This window comes from Priestia endophytica DSM 13796, from assembly GCF_900115845.1.
Classification (GTDB): domain Bacteria; phylum Bacillota; class Bacilli; order Bacillales; family Bacillaceae_H; genus Bacillus_I; species Bacillus_I endophytica.
Genome location: NZ_FOXX01000001.1, coordinates 637,613 through 660,359, shown reverse-complemented (window position 1 = coordinate 660,359; position 22,747 = coordinate 637,613). Strand labels below are relative to the sequence as shown.

General features: G+C 37.5%; 18 protein-coding genes and 1 other annotated feature. Of the genes, 16 read left to right on the top strand and 2 right to left on the bottom strand.

What is annotated here, in order from left to right:
* Positions 1-140: 140 nt before the first annotated feature.
* The 12 genes from BM012_RS03390 to hemL all read left to right on the top strand — a co-directional run bounded on the left by BM012_RS03390 (position 141) and on the right by hemL (position 15,922).
* Positions 141-1,133, top strand: coding sequence for a tetratricopeptide repeat protein (locus tag BM012_RS03390; RefSeq protein ID WP_061802129.1), 993 nt, complete (start codon positions 141-143; stop codon positions 1,131-1,133).
* Positions 1,134-1,318: 185 nt separating this feature from the next.
* Positions 1,319-2,608: a trigger factor gene (gene tig / locus BM012_RS03385; RefSeq protein ID WP_061802128.1), complete on the top strand. Its 1,290-nt coding sequence runs from the start codon at positions 1,319-1,321 to the stop codon at positions 2,606-2,608.
* A 417-nt stretch (positions 2,609-3,025) separates the two neighbouring features.
* Complete coding sequence (gene clpX / locus BM012_RS03380) at positions 3,026-4,291, top strand: ATP-dependent protease ATP-binding subunit ClpX (protein WP_061802127.1); 1,266 nt, start codon at positions 3,026-3,028, stop codon at positions 4,289-4,291.
* A gap of 165 nt (positions 4,292-4,456) precedes the next feature.
* Positions 4,457-6,124 carry an ATP-dependent protease LonB gene (gene lonB / locus BM012_RS03375; protein ID WP_061802126.1) on the top strand — a complete coding sequence of 556 codons (1,668 nt, stop codon included), beginning with the start codon at positions 4,457-4,459 and terminating at the stop codon, positions 6,122-6,124.
* A 369-nt stretch (positions 6,125-6,493) separates the two neighbouring features.
* Positions 6,494-8,752 carry an endopeptidase La gene (gene lon, locus BM012_RS03370; RefSeq protein WP_235606100.1) on the top strand — a complete coding sequence of 753 codons (2,259 nt, stop codon included), beginning with the start codon at positions 6,494-6,496 and terminating at the stop codon, positions 8,750-8,752.
* On the top strand, positions 8,749-9,330 hold the full coding sequence (gene yihA, locus BM012_RS03365; protein ID WP_019391304.1) for a ribosome biogenesis GTP-binding protein YihA/YsxC: 582 nt from the start codon (positions 8,749-8,751) through the stop codon (positions 9,328-9,330). The genes lon and yihA overlap by 4 nt, the downstream gene beginning before the upstream one ends.
* 367 nt (positions 9,331-9,697) lie before the next feature.
* Complete coding sequence (hemA, locus tag BM012_RS03360; protein ID WP_061802124.1) at positions 9,698-11,038, top strand: glutamyl-tRNA reductase; 1,341 nt, start codon at positions 9,698-9,700, stop codon at positions 11,036-11,038.
* Between the two features lie 14 nt (positions 11,039-11,052).
* A complete protein-coding gene (locus BM012_RS03355) occupies positions 11,053-11,886 on the top strand; it encodes a cytochrome C assembly family protein (protein WP_019391306.1) in 834 nt (277 codons plus the stop codon).
* A 12-nt stretch (positions 11,887-11,898) separates the two neighbouring features.
* On the top strand, positions 11,899-12,831 hold the full coding sequence (gene hemC, locus BM012_RS03350) for a hydroxymethylbilane synthase (protein WP_061802123.1): 933 nt from the start codon (positions 11,899-11,901) through the stop codon (positions 12,829-12,831).
* On the top strand, positions 12,831-13,622 hold the full coding sequence (locus BM012_RS03345) for a uroporphyrinogen-III synthase (RefSeq protein WP_061802122.1): 792 nt from the start codon (positions 12,831-12,833) through the stop codon (positions 13,620-13,622). Before hemC ends, BM012_RS03345 begins: the two co-directional genes overlap by 1 nt.
* A 14-nt stretch (positions 13,623-13,636) precedes the next feature.
* Positions 13,637-14,608 carry a porphobilinogen synthase gene (hemB, locus tag BM012_RS03340; protein WP_061802334.1) on the top strand — a complete coding sequence of 324 codons (972 nt, stop codon included), beginning with the start codon at positions 13,637-13,639 and terminating at the stop codon, positions 14,606-14,608.
* 24 nt (positions 14,609-14,632) lie between these two features.
* Entirely contained in the window at positions 14,633-15,922 is a 1,290-nt protein-coding gene (gene hemL / locus BM012_RS03335) for a glutamate-1-semialdehyde 2,1-aminomutase (protein ID WP_061802121.1), read from the top strand.
* A gap of 17 nt (positions 15,923-15,939) precedes the next feature.
* Here hemL and mscL read toward each other — a convergent pair whose 3' ends face one another.
* A complete protein-coding gene (gene mscL / locus BM012_RS03330; protein ID WP_061802333.1) occupies positions 15,940-16,332 on the bottom strand; it encodes a large conductance mechanosensitive channel protein MscL in 393 nt (130 codons plus the stop codon).
* A 213-nt stretch (positions 16,333-16,545) separates the two neighbouring features.
* Here mscL and BM012_RS03325 point away from each other — a divergent pair, with 213 nt between their 5' ends.
* The 3 genes from BM012_RS03325 (at position 16,546) to ysxE (ending at position 19,391) form a co-directional block, all read left to right on the top strand.
* The gene (locus tag BM012_RS03325) at positions 16,546-16,728 is read left to right on the top strand and encodes a hypothetical protein (protein ID WP_061802120.1); all 183 of its coding nucleotides are present in this window, start codon (positions 16,546-16,548) and stop codon (positions 16,726-16,728) included.
* A 299-nt stretch (positions 16,729-17,027) separates the two neighbouring features.
* Positions 17,028-18,326: a LysM peptidoglycan-binding domain-containing protein gene (locus BM012_RS03320; protein WP_061802119.1), complete on the top strand. Its 1,299-nt coding sequence runs from the start codon at positions 17,028-17,030 to the stop codon at positions 18,324-18,326.
* A 33-nt stretch (positions 18,327-18,359) separates the two neighbouring features.
* Positions 18,360-19,391 (top strand): spore coat protein YsxE, encoded by a 1,032-nt coding sequence (gene ysxE, locus BM012_RS03315; RefSeq protein WP_061802118.1) that lies wholly within the window; start codon positions 18,360-18,362, stop codon positions 19,389-19,391.
* A 7-nt stretch (positions 19,392-19,398) separates the two neighbouring features.
* Here the strand turns inward: ysxE and BM012_RS03310 are convergent, their stop codons facing one another.
* On the bottom strand, positions 19,399-19,599 hold the full coding sequence (locus BM012_RS03310) for a hypothetical protein (RefSeq protein WP_040056863.1): 201 nt from the start codon (positions 19,597-19,599) through the stop codon (positions 19,399-19,401).
* A 162-nt stretch (positions 19,600-19,761) separates the two neighbouring features.
* Positions 19,762-20,001: a binding site (T-box leader), on the top strand.
* 68 nt (positions 20,002-20,069) lie between these two features.
* Here BM012_RS03310 and BM012_RS03305 point away from each other — a divergent pair.
* Entirely contained in the window at positions 20,070-22,709 is a 2,640-nt protein-coding gene (locus BM012_RS03305) for a valine--tRNA ligase (protein WP_061802117.1), read from the top strand.
* Positions 22,710-22,747 lie beyond the last annotated feature (38 nt).

The following is a 22,747-nucleotide window of genomic DNA, read 5'->3' as shown; positions in this document are numbered from 1 at the left end:
TTGCTACACTGTTACATAAAGTAACGCTTTCTACTGTAAAATAAACAAAAAGTAGAACTAGCTTAAATGAAGTGATAAGCAACTGCTTATCACTTCTATGTAACGGAATAAATTTTATAAAGCGAGGAATGGATAGATCCATGAAATCACCTGATGAAGACAAAATGATTTTGTTTCCTAATTTAACAGAGCGATTAATTGAAAAAGCCACTTCTTTAATGAAGGAAGAAGATTTTCAAGCTGCGCTATCGCTTTTCTTGCAAGGATTAGAACTTGAAGAAGAGAATGAGCAAATGCAGTACGGTGCAGTTGTATGCTTTTTTGAAATGGGGAACTTAACAGAAGCTAAGTCATATTGTAAGAAGCTTCTTCATGGAGCTACGGACAATTATTATGAAGTTTTACAAATTTATTTAACAATCCTTGTTCAACAAAGTGACTATGCAGAAGCTTTTTCTTTTGTTGAAGCTCTTTTACAAGAACAGGATGTTCCTACCCCATATGCCCAACACTTCAAACATTTAATGTCGTTTTGTGAGGCTCAAATGAACGGCGCAGAGACAACGACAAATACTGCACAATCTGAAGTTTTCCCAAACCTTTCATTATATAAGGAAGAAAAACAACTTTTGCTTCTTCAAGAGATTAAAGGAATGAACCTTGCCTACTTTGAAAAAGAGCTTAATGAAGCTTTAATACACAGCAGTGTTCATCCATATGTGAAAAGTGCTTTGTTAAATGAAATTGTGAATCAAAAGGTTCAAGGAAAGTGGAAGGTACAAAAGTTTTCACATCAAAATACATATGATACAAAAGATTTAGAGAACTTGCTCCGTCATCCTTTTATTGGAGAAGTAGAAAAGAGACTTGAAGATGAACTTTTTCACCATAATCCGACATTGTATCAGATGGTTACAGATGTCTGGAAACGATATCTTTTTGTGGTTTTTCCGTTTATTCCGACAGATAAAGAAGATCTCTGGGCATGTGGCCTTCATTTGCTTCTTCTAGAGATTGGCAACGTTGAGACCGCAAAGGAAGAAGTAATGGAGCTTTATAATGTAAATGAACTGGACTTGAAAAAGATTATGAATCATTTGAAAGAAGTGGAAACCTACACAACGGTAGAATAATGTTGAAACCATAATATCCTATGGTATAATATAGTGGTCGTAAAGTGTACATCTATTTAACGTATAGATTTAAACTTTTGAAAGTTCCTACCATACATTCTGTAGGATATTCGCTAGACAGTGAGGAATAGACAGCCTACTGTCTACTTTAATGAAATGAAAATAAGCTTTGGAGGGAAACATACATGTCTGCAAAATGGGAAAAACAAGAAGGAAATCTAGGAGTTTTAACTGTTGAAGTTGAAGCTGACCAATTCAATGCTGCACTTGATAAAGCATTCCAAAAAGTTGTGAAACAGGTAAACATTCCTGGATTCCGTAAAGGAAAAGTACCTCGTAGTCTTTTCGAACAACGCTTTGGTGTTGAATCTCTTTATCAAGATGCTTTAGATATCATTTTACCAGAAGCATACGGAAGCGCGATCGAAGAAACAGGAATTGAGCCTGTAGATCGCCCAGAAATCGATGTTGACCAAATTGGTAAAGGTCAAGCATTAATCTTTAAAGCAAACGTAACTGTAAAACCAGAAGTGAAACTTGGAGACTACAAAGGTCTTGAAGTAGAAAAAGTGGATACAGAAGTTACTGATGAAGATGTAGATGCTGAAATCAAAACTCTTCAAGAACGCCAAGCTGAGCTTGTAGTGAAAGAAGAAGGAAAAATTGAAGAAGGCGATACAGCTGTTATCGATTTCGAAGGTTTCGTTAATGACGAAGCATTTGAAGGTGGAAAAGGTGAAAACTATTCACTTGAAATCGGTTCTGGTTCATTCATTCCTGGCTTTGAAGAGCAATTAGTTGGTCTTGAAGCTGGAGCAGAAAAAGACGTTAAAGTAACGTTCCCAGAAGAGTACCATGCTGAAGATTTAGCTGGTAAAGAAGCAACTTTCAAAGTGAAAGTTCACGAAATCAAAGCAAAAGAACTTCCAGAGCTTGATGATGAGTTTGCTAAAGACGTTGATGAAGAAGTTGAATCACTTCAACAACTTAAAGACAAAACAAAAGAAAATCTTGCTGAGCAAAAGAAAAACGAAGCAGAAGCAACTGTTCGTGATACGTTAGTAGAAAAAGCTGCAGACAATGCAGAAGTTGACATTCCAGAAGCAATGTTCGAAACAGAACTTGGTCGCATGATGCAAGAATTCGAACAACGTCTTCAAATGCAAGGTTTAAACCTTGACCTTTACTACCAATTCTCTGGTCAAGATGAACAAGCTCTTCGTGAGCAAATGAAAGCTGATGCTGAAAAACGCGTAAAAATGAACTTAACATTAGAAGCAATCGCAAAAGCTGAAAACCTTGAAGTATCAGACGAAGAAGTAGAAAAAGAAATCAATACAATGGCTGAAAGCTACAACATGCCTGCTGAAAACATCAAAAACATGCTTGGTGGATCAACTGAAGGTTTAAAACAAGATCTTCAAATCCGTAAAGCGATCGATTTCCTTGTAGAAAACAGCAAAACTGTTGCATAATAAGAAGTAAGTAAAAGCAAGGCACGATTTTCTCGTGCCTTGCTTTATAAAAATAAAGACCCTTTTAAAGAACTTTTAGCAATAAGAAGGAATCCATACGCATATCATAACGTTAACAAAATTATCAACATGCTACATATCAGAGGTCTGATTAGGAAAGTCTAATAATTACTTACATAACGAGTGTTTTTGTATTCAAACTGCAGAGTTTTATGGTAAAATGCAGTAAAAACTCTCACTAGCAGCAAAAGTTGTCTTTTAGTCAGCTAAGAAATGGGTTTATCCTTCTGTTTGTTCTTTAGGCTTCTTAAAACTTATTTCTCGCATTTTACTCACACGTGTGTTACAGTGCGTACATAGCGCAGAAGGCTCGGAAGCTGGAAGGTGTGTTTATTAAACAATATAAGGGGTGACACGATGTTTAAGTTTAACGAAGAAAAGGGACAACTAAAATGCTCTTTCTGTGGTAAAACACAAGACCAAGTTCGTAAGCTTGTTGCAGGTCCTGGAGTTTACATTTGTGACGAATGTATTGAACTTTGTACTGAAATCGTGGAAGAAGAGCTAGGCACGGAAGAAGAAGTAGAGTTCAAAGATGTTCCAAAACCGAAAGAGATTTGCGATATTTTAGACGAATATGTAATCGGCCAAGATGCTGCGAAACGTTCTTTATCTGTAGCCGTTTACAATCACTATAAACGAGTAAATTCAAATAGCAAGATTGATGACATCGAACTTGCTAAAAGTAATATTGCAATGATTGGTCCAACAGGAAGTGGTAAAACACTTCTAGCACAAACGCTTGCTCGTATTTTAAATGTTCCATTTGCAATTGCTGATGCAACATCATTAACAGAAGCTGGATATGTAGGGGAAGATGTAGAAAACATCTTACTAAAACTTATCCAAGCAGCTGACTATGACGTTGAGCGTGCTGAAAAAGGAATCATCTATATCGATGAAATTGATAAAGTAGCTCGTAAATCAGAAAATCCATCAATTACACGGGACGTATCTGGTGAAGGTGTACAACAAGCTCTTCTTAAAATCTTAGAAGGCACAGTTGCGAGCGTTCCACCACAAGGTGGCCGTAAGCATCCACACCAAGAGTTCATTCAAATTGATACAACAAATATCCTTTTCATCTGTGGTGGTGCATTTGACGGAATTGAACCAATTATTAAGCGTCGTTTAGGCAAGAAAGTTATTGGATTCGGTTCTGAAGCGAAAAAACCTGAAGCAGAACAAAAAGATCTTCTAACAAGCGTATTGCCAGAAGATTTACTGAAATTTGGATTAATTCCAGAATTTATCGGTCGTCTTCCAGTTATTGCAAGTCTTGAACAACTTGATGAAGGCGCGCTAGTTGAAATTTTAACAAAGCCGAAAAATGCTCTTGTTAAGCAGTATCAAAAAATGCTTGAACTTGATCATGTTAACCTTGAGTTCGAAGATGAAGCATTGAAAGAAATTGCTCGCAAAGCAATTGAACGTAAAACAGGTGCTCGTGGACTTCGTTCAATTATTGAAGGCTTAATGCTTGATGTAATGTTTGACCTTCCTTCACGTGAAGACATTGATAAATGTGTCATTACAGGTGAAGCTGTTCGTGAAGAAGCTGAGCCAAAACTTGTTTTAAAGGATGGTTCAACAGTTCAAAAAGGTAGCAAAACATCAGCTTAATAAAGAGAAGAAAGCTTTTTAGCTTACTTTTCTGTTCTAAAACGAAGAAGAGGAATTCCAACTCATTTGGAATTCCTCTTCTTTTTTTCAATTTAAACGGTTTATTCCAACTTTGACAAGGAGATACTAGCATGTAAACTTACAAAACATGCAGGAGGTCACTTTATGAGTTGGACAAATATCATTATCCTTGTACAGCTGTTTTTTGGCATTATTATTGGGCTGTACTTTTGGAGCTTATTGCGCAATCAACGTACACAAAAAGTGTCCATTGATCGGGAATCCAAAAAAGAAATGGAACAGTTAAGGAGACTCCGCTCTATTTCTTTAACAGAACCGCTAGCAGAACGAGTAAGACCTGCTACTTTTAAAGACATTGTTGGTCAAGAAGACGGCATTCGTTCACTGAAAGCTGCACTATGCGGTCCAAATCCACAGCATGTTATTATATATGGTCCTCCTGGAGTGGGGAAAACGGCTGCGGCTCGTCTCGTATTAGAAGAAGCAAAAAAGAATATAAAGTCACCGTTCAAGCAAGATGCTGTTTTCGTTGAACTTGATGCCACAACAGCACGTTTTGACGAGCGGGGAATTGCAGATCCTCTTATTGGTTCTGTTCATGACCCCATTTATCAAGGAGCAGGGGCGATGGGACAAGCGGGGATTCCTCAACCAAAACAAGGAGCCGTTACACACGCTCACGGAGGTATGTTGTTCATTGATGAGATTGGGGAACTTCATTCAATTCAAATGAATAAAATGCTAAAAGTGCTGGAAGATCGAAAAGTCTTTTTAGAAAGTGCGTATTATAGTGAAGAAAATAATCAAATTCCAACACATATCCATGATATCTTTCAAAATGGATTACCGGCTGACTTTCGTCTAGTTGGAGCAACAACTAGAACTCCTGATGAGATTCCTCCGGCAATACGTTCTCGCTGTTTAGAGATTTTCTTTAGAGAACTTGAAAAAAGTGAAGTTGAAACTGTAGCCAAAAAGGCCGCAGATAAAGTTGGGATGCCAATTAGTGAATATTCCTTATCGCTACTAGCTACATATGCAAGAAACGGGCGTGAAGCTGTTAATATGATTCAAATTGCAGCAGGGGTGGCTATTTCTGCTGATAAGAAAGAAATTGAAGATAGCGATATGGAATGGGTTATTCATTCAAGTCAAATGTCCCCACGCCTTGATCCAAAGATAGGGCAAAAAGAGCAAGTTGGAATTGTGAATGGACTTGCAGTGTACGGTCCAAATTCTGGTGCTTTGTTAGACATTGAAGTGACGGCACTAAAAAGCAAAGATAAAGGAAAAATCAATATTACAGGAATTGTAGAAGAAGAAAGCATTGGGGGAAGCGGAAAATCGATCCGTCGCAAAAGTATGGCGAGAAGTTCCATTGAAAATGTTATTACTGTTCTCCGTACAATGGGTATGGAAGAAAGTGAATACGATATTCATGTAAACTTTCCGGGAGGAATTCCTATTGATGGTCCTTCAGCTGGTATTGCGATGGCTACGGGAATCTATTCGGCCATTTACAATGTCCCTGTTAAGCATACGATAGCAATGACAGGAGAAATTGGTCTTCACGGGAAAGTAAAGCCAATTGGTGGCGTTGTAGCAAAAGTGAAAGCCGCAAAGCAGGCAGGAGTCGAAACAGTCATTATTCCAAAGGAAAACATGAACTCACTTTTAGAAGAAATAAAGGGGATTGAAATTATCCCTGTTACCCACATTAAAGAAGTTCTAGCTCTAACATTAGTTAAAACGGCTCACCCTCTTTTGAATCGTGAAGAAGATGTGTCACTTCCAAAACGTGAATCAATGTAAAAAAACAGGCTTTGTCCCTAAAAGGATAAAGCCTGTTTTTCTGAAAATAAGAGAAGATGTTTTTACATGTTCTCTATAAGAAAGGCTCACAATAAGGAAGAGACAATGTTTTAGATTAGACAATGTTTTTTAAATAAGATAGAATTGTTGAAAGACTATACGTATTGAATTTTCGGTTAATTTTATGGAGAAAAAATATTTTTTATTACAATAATGTAGTAAATAGTGGAATAAAGTGAAGGCTTTCTTCCTATAATACAAGACTCCCCTTTAACCGAATAGCTTAGATGGAGGTGTAGAAAAGTGGCAATCAAACAAACAACAACAGTTCCGCTTCTGCCACTAAGAGGCTTGCTTGTATATCCAACAATGGTTCTGCATTTAGATGTAGGTCGAGATAAATCTGTGCAAGCTTTAGAAACAGCAATGATAGAAGATCACCTCATTTTTCTTGTTTCACAAAAGGAAATGGGTATTGATGAACCAACAGAAGAAGATTTTTATCATACAGGAACACTAGCAAAAATTAAGCAAATGTTAAAACTCCCAAATGGAACGATGCGCGTTCTCGTAGAAGGATTAAACAGAGCGAAAATTGTGTCTTTTAAGCAAGAAGAAAAGATGTTTTCTGTAGATATTGAGCAGTACACTGAGGAGCATGAAAAAACTTCAGAAGACGAAGCTTTAATGAGAACATTGCTACAGTATTTTGAGCAATACATAAAATTGTCCAAAAAAGTATCTCAGGAAACACTTGCAACAGTAACAGATATTGATGAACCTGGACGTCTTGCTGATATTATCACGTCACATCTTCCTGTTAAAGTTGAGCAAAAACAGGAAATTCTAGAAATGCTTGACGTTAAAGAACGGTTAGAAAAAGTCATTGAATATATTAATAATGAACAAGAAGTTTTGCAGCTAGAGAAGAAAATTAGTCAGCGTGTTAAAAAATCAATGGAGCGTACTCAAAAGGAATATTATCTTCGAGAACAAATGAAGGCAATTCAAAAGGAACTTGGAGATAAGGACGGCAAGACGGCTGAAGTGTCTTCACTGCTTGAGAAAATTGAAAAAGCCGGTATGACAGATCATATTAAAGAGGTTGCTTTAAAAGAGCTTGATCGATATGAAAAAGTACCTGCAAGTTCTGCTGAAAGCTCTGTGATTAGAAACTATATTGAATGGCTCATTTCGCTACCTTGGACAAAAGAAACAGAAGATATTTTAAATATCAAACGAGCAGAAAAAATATTAGATGACGAGCATTATGGACTTGAAAAAGTGAAAGAACGCGTGCTGGAATACTTGGCTGTTCAGCAATTGACAAAATCATTAAGAGGTCCAATTCTTTGCTTATCAGGACCGCCTGGAGTTGGGAAAACATCGCTTGCTAGATCAATCGCTACTTCTCTTAACCGTCAGTTTGTTAGAGCCTCTCTTGGCGGTGTACGTGATGAGTCAGAAATTAGGGGTCATCGTCGCACATATGTTGGAGCAATGCCTGGTCGTATTATTCAAGGGATGAAGAAAGCAGGAACAATTAACCCGGTTTTCTTGCTCGATGAAATTGACAAAATGTCGAATGACTTCCGTGGCGATCCTTCATCAGCTCTTTTAGAAGTACTGGATCCTGAGCAAAATAATACGTTCAGTGATCACTATATTGAGGAAACTTATGATTTATCTAATGTCCTTTTCATTGCTACAGCAAATAATTTAGCAACAATTCCAGGTCCGCTTCGTGATCGAATGGAAATTATTGATATTGCTGGTTATACAGAGTTAGAAAAGTTAGAAATTGCGAAGCGTCATCTCTTCCCAAAACAACTAAAAGAGCACGGATTAGGAAAAACCCAGCTTAATATAAAAGATGAAGCTTTTCTAAAAATTATTCGTATGTATACGAGAGAAGCGGGAGTTCGTAGTCTTGAGCGAACATTAGCCTCTATTTGCCGAAAAGCAGCAAAACAAATTGTTGGAGAAGAAAGAAAAAGAATTACGGTTACGTCAAAAACGCTTGAGGATTTCTTAGGAAAACCACGTTTCCGCTATGGACAGATTGAAGAAGAAGACCAAGTTGGCGTTGCAACAGGTCTTGCTTACACAACGGTTGGCGGAGATACACTTTCTATTGAAGTAAGTGTTGCTCCTGGTAAAGGAAAATTAATTTTAACAGGGAAGCTTGGCGATGTAATGAAAGAATCGGCACAAGCTGCTTTTAGCTACATTCGCTCACGAGCAGACGAGCTAGGAGTTGACCCTTCATTTCATGAAAAATTAGATATTCATGTTCACGTTCCAGAAGGAGCTGTGCCAAAGGATGGTCCTTCAGCAGGTATTACGATGGCTACTGCTCTCATTTCAGCTTTAACAGACAATCCTGTTAGAAAAGAAGTAGGAATGACAGGTGAGATTACACTTCGAGGACGCGTACTTCCAATCGGAGGTTTAAAGGAAAAAACGCTCAGTGCCCATAGAGCCGGTTTGACAAAAGTATTGATTCCACGTGATAATGAGAAGGACATTGAGGAAATTCCAGAAAGCGTGCGGGAGCACCTTGAAATTGTTCCAGTTTCTCATTTGGATGAGGTGCTAAAGCACGCATTAGTAGGAGAGAGTTTATGAAAGTAAAAAACGCAGAGATTGTGATAAGTGCTGTAAAACCAGCACAGTACCCCGTTGGTCATCTTCCTGAGATTGCACTTGCAGGGCGTTCAAATGTGGGGAAATCATCTTTTATCAATAAAATGCTGAATCGCAAAAATTTAGCGCGTACGTCTTCAAAGCCAGGTAAAACTCAAACGTTAAATTTCTATAATATTGATGACATTCTACATTTTGTAGATGTGCCAGGTTATGGATATGCTCGCGTTTCGAAAACAGAGCGCGCAGCATGGGGCAAAATGATTGAAACGTATCTAACAAACCGAGAACAACTTAAAGCTGTTGTACTTATCGTAGATGTACGTCACAAGCCAACTCAAGATGATATTATGATGTATGATTTTCTAAAGCATTTTGGACTTTCCGTTATTATCATTGCTACAAAAGCTGATAAGATACCAAAAGGAAAGTGGCAAAAGCATTTAAAAATCGTAAAAGAAACGTTGGAGCTTGAAGAGGGCGATGAAATGATTTTATTCTCTTCGGAAACGGCTCAAGGAAAAGACACGGCTTGGAATGCTATTAAAAGCTTTCTATAAAACCGTCTGCTTTTACGAGAAAACAAGCATATTATGTGATGAAATTTTATATTATACAAGAGACCCTTTAGAAAATTAAAGGGTCTCTTGTATAATTTTTTTCTTTTGTAAAACAATAAAGAAAAAGGAAAAATAATGCTAGGCGAAGAAGATAGTAACGAAGCTTCTCATAAATGCTAGCGCTTTCTATTAACAATCAAAAAAGTTGAGAATTTAAGAAAGTGTGCTAAACTAATTACATAATAAGAAATATTACTTTATAATCATTTTAAATAATGTTCACATTTTGTATGAAAAGAGCTAAAGGAAACATGTTATAATAAGTAAAGGATAATACGAGCATTACGTTAAGGGGGTACAGAAAAGAATGCACATTATTGCGATCGGCTTAAATTATCGAACAGCCCCTGTTGAAATTCGCGAAAAGGTAAGTTTTAACGATAGTGAACTGTCTGAAGCGATGCGTGTTCTTAAAGAGCAAAAGAGCGTTTTAGAAAACGTAATTGTTTCAACATGCAATCGGACAGAAATCTATGCAGTTGTTGATCAGTTGCATACAGGGCGTTATTATGTAAAAGCTTTTTTAGCTGAATGGTTTAATATAAGTAAAGAGGAACTTTCTCCATATTTAACAATATACGAGCATGATGCTGCGATTGAGCATTTATATCGTGTTGTTAGCGGGTTAGATTCAATGGTATTAGGTGAAACTCAAATTCTTGGTCAAGTTCGTTCAAGCTTTTTAACAGCTCAAGGACAGGGAGCAACAGGAACGGTATTTAATCAGCTTTTTAAAGAAGCTGTGACACTTGCAAAACGAGCACATCACTACACAGATATCGGTGCAAATGCTGTGTCTGTTAGTTATGCAGCTGTTGAACTTGGGAAAAAGATATTTGGTAATCTGTCACAAAAGCACGTCCTTATTTTAGGTGCTGGTAAAATGGGCGAGCTTGCTGCTAAAAACTTATCTGGCAGTGGGGTTGGCAATGTGACAGTTATTAATCGTACAAAGGAAAAAGCAGAAGCCTTAGCACAGCGTTTTGAAGGAAATGCAAGAAGTTTTGAAGACCTTGCAGGTGCCTTGCTTGAAGCGGATATCGTCATTAGTTCAACATCAGCAACAGAATATGTTATTACTAAAGAGACGATGAAAGAAGTAGAAAAGTTGCGCAAAGGTCGACCAATTTTTATGGTAGATATTGCTGTTCCGCGTGATTTAGATCCATCTCTTAGTGAACTAGAAACCGTTTTCTTATATGATATTGATGATTTAGAAGGAATTGTGGAAGCAAATCTACAAGAACGTCAGAAGGCAGCTGAGACAATTGAGATTATGATTGAAGCAGCTGTTGTAGAATTTAAAACATGGATTGGAACGCTTGGTGTTGTTCCTGTCATTTCAGCACTTCGTCAAAAAGCGCTTAATATTCAAAATGAAACAATGAAAAGCATTGAGCGAAAGCTTCCAAATTTGACAGAACGTGAACGAAAAGTATTAAATAAACATACAAAAAGCATTATTAACCAACTGCTGAAAGATCCCATTTTAAGTGCGAAAGAGCTTGCTGGTCAGAAAGATGCAGAACAATCACTTCAGTTATTTATGAAGATTTTTGATATTGAACATATGGTACGAGATGAACGTACTATTGAAAAGAAGGTAGAAAAAACGCCCCTTGCTCATGAAATTGTACATCCGTCATAAGAAAGGATTGTTAAATGGTAGAAATCAATTTAACAAGAATTTATGAGCTTGTTGTCGTACTTTATGCTATAAGCGTGCTATTATATTTTATCGATTTTTTACTTAACAACCGGAAGGCGAATCGAACTGCCTTCTGGTTGCTTGCTATTGTCTGGGTATTACAAACGTTTTTTCTCCTGTTCAGAATGATAGAAACAGGAAGATTTCCCATCTTAACGATATTTGAAGGGATCTATTTTTATGCGTGGGTACTTATTACACTCTCTCTTCTTATCAATCGCTTTTTGAGGGTGGATTTTCTTGTGTTCTTCACAAATGTAATTGGTTTTTTTGTGATGGCATTACATACTTTTGTACCTATGCAAGACTATTCTACTGTTCAAGGAGAACGCCTAGTTTCTGAGTTATTAATTTTTCATATTACAATGGCAATTTTGTCGTATGGGGCATTCTCGATTTCTTTTGTTTTTTCATCACTTTATGTTCTGCAATATCATCTCTTGAAAAAGAAAAAGTGGGGGAAACGGCTAATAAGACTTGGAGATTTATCAAGACTTGATTATCTCTCTTATCTTTTAAATGTTGTCGCTCTTCCGCTCTTGCTCCTCTCTCTTCTTTTAGGCGTTATGTGGGCCTATATGAAACTTGATCAGTTTCATTGGTATGACGTAAAAGTACTTGGTTCTTTTCTTGTACTTATTGTCTATAGTGTCTATCTTTATGTAAGAATAAGTAGGGGACAGCAAGGAAAATCAATGGCCTTTTGGAATATGGCTTCATTTTTAATTTTACTAATAAACTTCTTTTTATTTGGAAGTTTATCTAACTTTCATTTTTGGAACTCGTAGTAGGAGGATTTTATGCGGAAAATTGTTGTTGGCTCAAGAAAAAGTAAATTAGCATTAACACAAACAAAATGGGTGATTGAACAGCTGAAAAAGCTTGGTGGAAACTATGACTTTGAAATTAAAGAGATTGTAACACGAGGTGACCAAATTTTAGATGTAACATTATCTAAAGTAGGTGGAAAAGGTCTTTTTGTGAAAGAAATTGAGCAATCAATGTTAAATAAAGAAATTGATTTTGCTGTTCATAGTATGAAGGACATGCCAGCTGTTCTCCCAGATGGACTTACAATTGGCTGCATTCCGGTTCGTGAAGACCATCGTGATGCATTCATTTCAAAAACTGGCGAAGGACTAGCAAATATTAAAGAAAAAGCTATCATCGGCACAAGTAGCTTAAGACGCGGAGCCCAAATTTTATCATATCGTCCAGACCTTGAAATTAAATGGATTCGCGGAAATATTGATACGCGGTTAGGAAAGCTAGAAAGTGAAGACTATGATGCAATTGTGCTTGCTGCAGCAGGATTAAAGCGTATGGGTTGGTCTGATGATGTTGTAAGTGAATATATGGATGAGGAAGTTTGTGTTCCGGCAATTGGTCAAGGTGCTTTAGCGATTGAATGTCGAGAAGATGATCAAGAACTAATGGATCTCCTTCACAAGCTAGATGATTATAAAACAAGTGTAACAGTTACAGCAGAGCGTGCTTTTCTTCATAAGATGGAAGGCGGCTGTCAAGTTCCGATTGCAGGTTACGCTATACTTGAAGGCGAAGAAGTTGTATTAACAGCTCTTGTTGCTTCACCAGACGGAAAACAAATGTATAAAGAGCGTGTTGTCGGTAATAATCCAACAGAGGTAGGACATGAAGCTGCTCGCATTTTATCAAGTCAAGGTGCCAAAAAGTTAATTGATAAAGTCAAAGAGGAGCTTAGTGAGTCGTGATGGACTCAGCTCCTCTTTTTGGTAAACGTATTTTAATTACGCGCCCAAAAGAGCAGAGTACTTCATTTGTTCGGTTAATTGAACAATATGGGGGAACACCACTTGTAGTGCCTCTTTTAAAAATTCGCCATGTAAGAAATAAAGAAAAAGTAAAAGAAACGCTAAGACATGTACATGAATATCAATGGCTTGTTTTTACAAGCCAAAATGGAGTCTCCATTTTTTTTGATTTGTTAAAAGATCCATCTGTTAACAAAAAAGTAAAGAGTACAGCAAAGATAGCGGTAGTTGGAGACAAGACAGAAAAGGTACTAAAAGAACATGGATATTCTTCCATTTTAAAACCTTCTGTGTTTACAGGAGAAGCTCTTTTAGAAGAACTTTTAAAAGTTGTGCCAAAGGAAGAGAAAATTCTCTTTGTTCGCGGAAATCTAGCGAAAGACACTATCCCTAAAGGACTAAAAGAGCAAGGATTAGAAGTAGAGACCATAACAGTATATGAAACAGTGGCTGACAAGGACAAGCAGAAAGAGCTTGATTTTCTTGTGAAAGAGGAGCAAATGGATGCTATTACTTTTATGAGCCCATCAGCCGTCAACGCGTTTTGTGAATTGGTTCCATATTCACAAAAGGAAAACGGACGGAACCTGCCGCTTGTGTGTGTTGGAGATGTAACAGGGAAAAGAGCAGAAGCATGCGGTTTTTCTGAGCGCCATATTGCGCACAGGGCTTCTGTAGATGGTATGATGAAAGTATTAATACACTATTTTTCAAAAAAAAGGAGTGACTAGACGTGGAACAGCTTATGTTTGATCGTCATCGTCGTTTACGTAGTTCAGAAAATATGCGAGCTTTAGTTCGTGAAAATCATCTTCGTCCAGAAGATTTTATTTATCCCATTTTTGTTGTAGAAGGAGAAAACATTAGAAGTGAAGTTTCTTCAATGCCTGACGTGTACCATGTTTCTCTTGATCATTTAAACAAAGAAATAGAGGAACTTGTTGAACTTGGTGTTTTATCTGTAATGGTTTTTGGAGTTCCAGCTCATAAAGATGAAGTTGGCTCACAAGCATATGATGAGCACGGAATTGTTCAAAAAGCTATTTCTCAAATTAAAGAAAACTTCCCTGAAATGGTTGTTATTGCAGATACTTGTCTTTGTCAATATACAGATCACGGACATTGTGGCGTTATTGAAGGCGGGAAAATTTTAAATGATCCAACGCTTGATCTTTTAGCAAGAACGGCTGTTAGCCAAGCAAAAGCAGGAGCAGATATTATTGCACCATCAAATATGATGGACGGATTTGTAGCAGCAATCCGCCATGGCCTTGATGAAGAAGGATTTGAAGATGTGCCAATCATGTCATATGCTGTAAAATACTCTTCTGCTTTTTACGGTCCATTCCGTGATGCGGCGCATTCTACACCACAATTTGGCGACCGTAAAACATATCAAATGGATCCAGCAAATCGTACAGAAGCTATTCGTGAAGCTCAGTCAGATGTTGATGAGGATGCAGATTTCCTTATTGTTAAGCCAGCGTTATCTTACTTAGATATTGTCCGTGATGTAAGAGAAAGATTTAACGTACCTGTTGTAGCGTACAATGTAAGCGGTGAGTACTCAATGGTCAAAGCTGCTGCTGCAAACGGCTGGGTAAATGAACGCGATATTGTACTTGAAAAGCTGATTAGTATGAAGCGAGCAGGAGCAGACTTAATTGTTACGTATCATGCAAAAGATGCATCAAAATGGTTGCGTGAAAAAAACTAGTGAATTGAAGGGAGAGCACATTAAATGAGAAGTTATGAAAAATCAAAAGCTGCATTTTTAGAAGCTCAGCAACTTATGCCTGGCGGGGTGAACAGTCCTGTACGTGCGTTTAAATCAGTAAACATGGATCCGATTTTTATAGAACGTGGAAAAGGCTCGAAAATTTATGATATTGATGGTAACGAATATATTGATTATGTGTTATCATGGGGGCCTTTAATTCATGGTCATTCAAACGATCGTGTTATTGAAGCTTTAAAGAAAGTAACTGAAGCAGGGACAAGCTTTGGTGCACCAACGCTTGTGGAAAATGAGCTTGCAAAAGTTGTGATTGAGCGCGTGCCATCGATTGAAATTGTGCGTATGGTGAGTTCAGGAACAGAAGCAACAATGAGTGCACTTCGTCTAGCACGTGGTTACACAAATCGAAATAAGATTTTAAAGTTTGAAGGTTGTTATCATGGCCATGGAGACTCTCTTTTAATTAAAGCAGGTTCAGGTGTAGCAACGTTAGGTTTACCAGACAGTCCTGGTGTTCCAGAAGGTATTGCCCAAAATACAATCACTGTTCCATATAATGATATAGAAAGCGTTCGTTATGCATTTGAACAGTTTGGAGAGGATATTGCAGGGGTAATTGTTGAACCTGTAGCAGGAAATATGGGCGTTGTTCCTCCTGTTGAAGGCTTTTTAGAAGGGCTTCGTAATATTACAAATGAATATAGCTCCCTTTTAATTTTTGATGAAGTTATGACAGGATTCCGGGTTGATTATAATTGTGCTCAAGGGTATTATGGTGTAACACCTGATTTGACTTGTCTTGGAAAAGTAATTGGCGGAGGTCTGCCTGTTGGTGCATATGGTGGGAAAGCTGAGATTATGGAAAGAGTAGCTCCGAGCGGTCCAATCTATCAAGCAGGAACACTTTCAGGAAATCCATTAGCTATGACAGGTGGTTATGAAACTTTAACACAGCTTACTCCTCTTTCATATGAACAATTTAATCGCAAAGCAGATCGTCTTGAAGAAGGTCTTGTGAGCGCTGCTAAAAAGTATGACATTCCTTTTACAGCAAACCGTGCAGGCTCAATGATTGGCTTTTTCTTCACAAATGAAGAAGTTATTAACTACGAAACGGCTAAAACGTCTAATCTTGAGTATTTTGCAACATATTATAGAGAAATGGCAAATGAAGGTGTCTTCCTTCCTCCTTCTCAGTTCGAAGGAATGTTTTTATCAACAGCACATAGCGATGGAGACATTGAAAAAACAATTGAAGCAGCAGAAAAAGCATTTTCACGCATTCGTGGATAAAAGACAAAAGGACGGCCTTATAGGCTGTCCTTTTGTTTTGATTTTTGCAGTGTAATGAGAATTTCTTGTAAGAGCTCTTCTTTTCTGTCAGGCTCTGGAGCAGGAGCAGGCTCTTCCTCCTTTTTCTTTTTAAACCGCTCAATACCTTTAACAAAAAGAAAAATAGCAAACGCAACAATAAAGAAATCTACAACATTTTGAATAAATACCCCATAGGCTACAGTGGCATCACCAATCTTTACACTTAACCCTTTAAAGTCATAGCCGCCCAAGACGATTCCTACAAGTGGCATAATAATGCTATCTACAAGAGAAGAAACAATCTTCCCAAAAGCAGCTCCAATTACAACAGCAACAGCTAGGTCTAGTACATTTCCTTTTAAAGCGAACTTTTTAAATTCTGCCCACATCATAAAACACTCCCTTCTTTTTTTAGGTTAGTTTCTCCCGATAAGGGTAAAATTACTAAGATCAAAGGAGTATTCTAAACGGATACGACCAGTGATAACTATTATCTTCTTAATCTTAAACTATGTCATTAAAAGAAAACGTCATGTGAATGTTAAACAAAAGTAAAGGATAAATCAAGTCTATACGTAAATTTTTTATAAAGGGTGATCGAAATGGACAAACAAAAAATAGAAAATATAATAATTGAATTGAAGAAAGAATTTAACATAAAAAACAATGAACTAACCGAAAGAGAAAAGGATTTGATTCATGCCAGAATGATAGGGTTGATTACCGAAAAAGAAATGAAAAAGAGAATTTTGAAAATATACGGGATTCCGATCTGTGATGTTTAAAAAGAGGACAAGCGGGAACAGTTATGATGTACAACCTATTTCTTAAAACCTTCCATGAACTTAACTAGAGCCGTTTTCATTACGAAAAGGGCTTCTTTTTATGTGAAAAAAGAGCAGCGGAAGGGTGAGGGGTATCTTTTAGTCATAAATATACCTTTTACTCATACATCTATAAAGACAAATGATTTTCATCTTATGCGCTAAGAAGCGTGAAATAGCAACAAGGAAAGTATCAAATGGTGAAACGAGCCGTATGGCTTTTATCTTATTGAATGGGGAATTGAAAGGAGGAACAGACATTGTCAAAGGACAATCTGTCTTGCCTACGTTTTTCTGTAGAGGAATCTGTTTATTTTCGTTCTGATCAGGAAGTAGATCAGCTTTTATCTATTTCCTTATCTCCTGATGTAGCAACTAATGAACTTGGAGATCAAGTATCCATTTACGGAGCACTAATGCTTGTAGGAGAATATGTACAAAAAGAAGGGGAAAGCTCTATTCGTGACCAAGCAGAAGGGCGAATAATTGAAGCCATTGAGTTAAGAGAAGATGGCATTACAACATTTGCTCATCGTTTTCCAATTGACATTACGATTCCACGAGATAGAATATCGAGCTTAGAAGAGCTTTATGTTGATGTTGAAAGTTTTGATTATGATTTGTTTGATCAACGTTCTTTAAAGCTAACAGCCGATATTTGCATTATAGGCATTGAGGATGCCGCGGAAGAACCACAGCAGTCAGCTCTGCAAGATGAGGGGAGTTTGGAGGAGGAGAGCAAATTAGATGATGAGCTTGTATATGAGCCAATGTACCGTGCTGCTCCAAGCGAAGAGGAAGTAGAAAAAGAAGAGGATGAATGGACAGAGAGAATTACAAATAGCTCACGATCTATTCAGAATCCTTATCAAATTCCAGAAGATGAACGAGAAGAAGAGGAAGAAGATATAAGTGAAATTGAGGAACCATTTGAAGTAGAAGTAAAGAGAGAAAAAACAGAGGAAAAAGAAGAAGCTCCTGTATTTGAGCCTTTGCAGTTGAACAAAGAAGATTCCCCTTCTGAAGAGGAACCTGATCAAGAAAGACCAGCTTCCTCTTCAGAACCGGTTTCCTCTGAAAAGGTGGAAGAGAAGAAGGAAACCGAAAACATTGAAAGTAGTTCACCAGTGGCTGTTACATCTGCAAGGGAAGAAGTTGAGAAGAAAGAGCCGGAAACTCATCGTAAGGACAATGCGTTGCACTTAGCAGACCTAGATGAAGAAAGACCACTTTCAGAATCGGTTTCATTTGAGAAAGTGGAAGAGAAGGAAGTTGTTGAAAGTAGTTCACCGACGGTTGTTACATCTGCAATGGAAGAAGATGAGACAAAAGAACAGAAAGCTCACCGGAAAGAAAATACGCTTTATTTAACAGAGCTGTTTGACAGAGAAGAGCAGGAAACGAAAACGTGCGTTAAAATGTGTATTGTTCAAGAAGGAGATTCACTTGAGCAAATTGCAGGGCGTTACGATCTGCCTGTTCATCAGCTTGTACAGGCAAACAATCTAGAAGATGAACAAGACGTAACAGAAGGTCAGGTTTTAACAATTCCTGTCTGAGTGAATTAAAGGAGGAAAGAGAGTGGGGCAAGAATGGAAAATAGTCTAAGAGCATATGGGCCCCTTCTACAGCAATATGGCTTACAGGCAAACTATATTGAAGACTATGGCAAAGTGAAAAAAGTATTTACGCCAAAAGGAGTATTTGCGCTTAAAAGGCTATCCTCCTCTTGGCGTAATCCCCATTTTGTTCAGAAGATGAAAAAGCTATACAAAAATGGGTTTACAAAGCTTGTGCCTGTTTATCCAACGTTAGAAGGCCAGTACTTTTCCAAAGGAGTGTCGGAACAGTTTTATTTGACACATTGGTTTCTGAACGAACGGAGAGAAGAACAGGATTCATTGCCATATAAGCTGTTTCGAGAGCTTGCTGAGCTTCATGCCTTTTCATCTTATGAAGAGAAAATCGATATAAAAGAAAAAGAAAAACATTATGAAGAGCTTGTCTCACGATGGAACGAAAGAGAAACAGCTATGGCAACATATGTAGAACAAAGTGAAAAGGAAGTATACATGTCTCCTTTTCAGCTGTATTTTTGTACCTTTTACTACGAAATGACAAGGTCGCTTACATTTGCAAAAGAACAATTTGAGAAATGGTATGAGACCGCAAAAGAGGAAGAAAAAACCCGTTTAGTAATTAATCATGGTAAGGTTTCTACAAAACATTTTGTTTATGATGAGAATGAAAATGGTTATTTTATTAACTTTGAAGAAGCGAGAGAAGGATCACCTGTGTATGATTTAGCAGATTTCTATTATCGCTCTTTAAAAACATATCCTCTTCAAAATTTAGATGTTTATGAGTGGTTTGAAAACTATGAAAATCACTTTCCTTTAAATGAGACAGAAAAACGGCTATTTTGTGCATATTTAGCTTTCCCTGAACGTTTCTACAAAGCATTTGAAAGGTATCAGCAGAACAGTAATAATGAGCAATATCACGTCAAGATGCTTATGGAAAGCTACTGGCATATGAAAAATGTTGAAACACTTGTCACAAAGATTGTAGAAGTTGAAAAACAAAAAGAAATGGCAGAACTAGCCTCTGAACAAGAGGGCTAGTTCTTTTTTAAATCCATTCAAAATAAATGGATAATAGAATAGCTATGAAAATCAGCAGAAGAAAAACGTCTAGGATAGATGGAAAAACAATTGTACGTACTGCTTGAAAAACAGTGAGTGGAATAATAAATTGAGAGCAAACAGCTCCTGCATTCTGGGCCCATTTCTTTAATGAATAAGAATTGAAACGCTGCTTCAAATTTCTCATCTCCTTACGATAACATATGTTTTTACACTATATGTTGAACACTTAGGCAATGTGCCTAAAGAAGAAAAGTGAAAAATGAGGAATAAAAGTGAAAAAAGATGGAGAAGCTTATTGACGATTTATAATTTTTTTGTATAGTATATAGAAGTAAACGAAATTAATGCTAATACAGTGCGCAGGAAGAGTATAACGAAAGATGCTTCAAGAGAGAGAGACTATATGCTGAGAAGTTTCTTAAGCAATCGCGTTAGAAAGTCACCTGCAAGTTGCTTTTTTGAACGGCTCTGTCCTATTAGAAAAAGTCGGCGAAAAGCCGTTATCTTTTCAAGTGCAAAAGCGCCCAAAGTGTGGCGTTTTTTGAAAAAAGGTGGTACCGCGAACTTCACTCCTTTCGTCCTTTTCAAGATGGAAGGAGTTTTTTGTATGCATTTTTGCATACTATTTATTTTACTTTAGCTGGAGGGAATAAGATGTCAGAACAAGAAAACACGATGCCGACAAAGTATGATCCGCAAAAGATCGAAGAAGGCCGTTATCAATACTGGTTAGAAGGAAAGTTTTTTGAAGCAAAAGATGACAAGAATAAGCCACCATACACAATTGTCATTCCACCGCCAAACGTAACAGGAAAGCTTCATTTAGGTCATGCATGGGATACAACATTACAAGATATTTTAACACGTATGAAAAGAATGCAAGGTTATGATGTGCTATGGCTTCCAGGGATGGACCATGCCGGAATTGCGACACAAGCTAAAGTGGAAGCGAAGCTACGTGAAGAAGGCAAGTCTCGCTATGATTTAGGACGTGAGAAATTCGTAGAAGAAACGTGGAAATGGAAGGAAGAATACGCAACACATATTCGTACACAATGGTCAAAATTAGGGCTTGGTTTAGACTACTCTAAAGAGCGATTTACATTAGATGAAGGTTTATCAAAAGCTGTTCGTCAAGTGTTTGTTAGCCTTTATAATAAAGGACTTATTTACCGCGGGGAATATATTATCAACTGGGATCCTGCAACAAAAACGGCTCTTTCAGATATTGAAGTCATTTATAAAGATGTACAAGGTGCGTTTTATCATATGCGTTATCCTCTTGCAGATGGTTCTGGGCATATTGAAATTGCAACAACTCGTCCGGAAACAATGCTTGGTGATACAGCAATTGCTGTTCATCCTGAAGACGAACGCTATAAGCATCTTATTGGTAAAAAAGCGATTCTACCAATTGTAGGCCGTGAGATTGAAATTGTTGGCGATGATTATGTTGACATGGAGTTTGGTTCAGGAGCTGTTAAAATTACACCTGCACACGATCCGAACGACTTTGAAATTGGAAACCGTCATAATCTTGAACGCATTCTTGTTATGAATCAAGATGGTACGATGAATGAGAAAGCTTTGAAGTATGAAGGAATGGACCGCTTTGAGTGTCGAAAAGCAATCGTAAAAGATCTCCAAGAAGAAGGCGTTCTATTTGAAATTGAAGAGCATCTTCACTCTGTAGGTCATAGTGAAAGAAGTGGAGCAGTTGTTGAACCATATCTTTCAACACAATGGTTTGTAAAAATGCAGCCTTTAGCAGATGCAGCTGTAGAACTTCAAGAGAAAGAAAACAAAGTAAACTTTGTGCCAAACCGTTTTGAAAAAACATATTTACGCTGGATGGAAAATATTCGTGATTGGTGTATTTCACGTCAGCTTTGGTGGGGACACCGCATTCCAGCTTGGTATCATAAAGAAACAGGCGAAGTATATGTTGGAGAAGAAGCTCCAGCAGATATTGAAAACTGGGAACAAGATAACGACGTATTAGATACATGGTTTTCTTCTGCTCTTTGGCCTTTCTCAACAATGGGTTGGCCAGAAGAAACAGAGGACTTTAAGCGTTACTATCCAACAGCAGCGCTTGTAACGGGCTATGATATTATTTTCTTCTGGGTATCTCGTATGATTTTCCAAGGTGTAGAGTTCACAGGCGAGCGTCCATTTAAAGATGTTCTTATTCACGGTCTTGTACGTGATGCTGAAGGGCGCAAAATGAGTAAGTCATTAGGTAATGGCGTTGATCCAATGGACGTTATTGCGAAATACGGAGCAGATTCACTTCGCTTCTTCCTTTCAACAGGAAGTTCCCCTGGCCAAGACTTACGTTTTAGCTTTGAAAAAGTAGAATCAACGTGGAACTTTGCAAATAAAATTTGGAATGCATCACGTTTTGCTCTAATGAATATGAACGGAATTAAATATGAAGAACTGGATTTATCAGGCGAAAAATCAGTAGCGGATAAATGGATCTTAACACGCTTAAATGAAACAATTGAGAGTGTGACAAACCTTGCTGATCGCTACGAATTTGGTGAAGTTGGCCGTGCATTATATAACTTTATTTGGGATGATTTCTGTGATTGGTATATTGAAATGGCGAAGCTTCCGCTTTACGGAGAAGATGAAGAGGCTAAGAAAACAACTCGTTCTGTTTTAGCGTATGTATTAGATCAAACAATGCGCCTTCTTCATCCGTTTATGCCGTTTATTACCGAGGAAATTTGGCAGAACTTGCCGCATGAAGGCGAATCAATTACAACAGCAAGCTGGCCTACAGTAAAAGAGGAGTTAACAAACAAAGAAGCTGCTGGGGAAATGAATCTTCTTGTTGATATTATTCGTTCTGTTCGTAATATCCGTGCTGAAGTAAATACGCCAATGAGCAAACAAATTAAGCTGCTTATTAAAGCAAATAGTGCAGACGTTAAAGAGAAACTTTCAAAAAATAAGGCGTATATTGAGCGTTTCTGTAACCCAAGTGAGCTTACAATTGATGTAGACTTAACAGCTCCTGATAAAGCAATGACAGCTGTTGTGACAGGGGCAGAGCTTATTTTGCCGCTTGAAGGACTTATTAACATTGAAGAAGAAATTGCTCGTTTAGAAAAAGAGCTAGAAAAGCTTAATAAAGAAGTAGATCGCGTTCAAAAGAAATTAAGCAATGAGCGTTTCGTGAGCAAGGCGCCAGAACAAGTTGTAGAAGAAGAACGCCAAAAAGAGAAAGACTATGTAGAGAAAAGAGAAATTGTGAAAAAACGTATTGAAGAAATTAAGGGATAATCAGAAGACGAATCTTTTTTAAGATTCGTCTTTCCTAT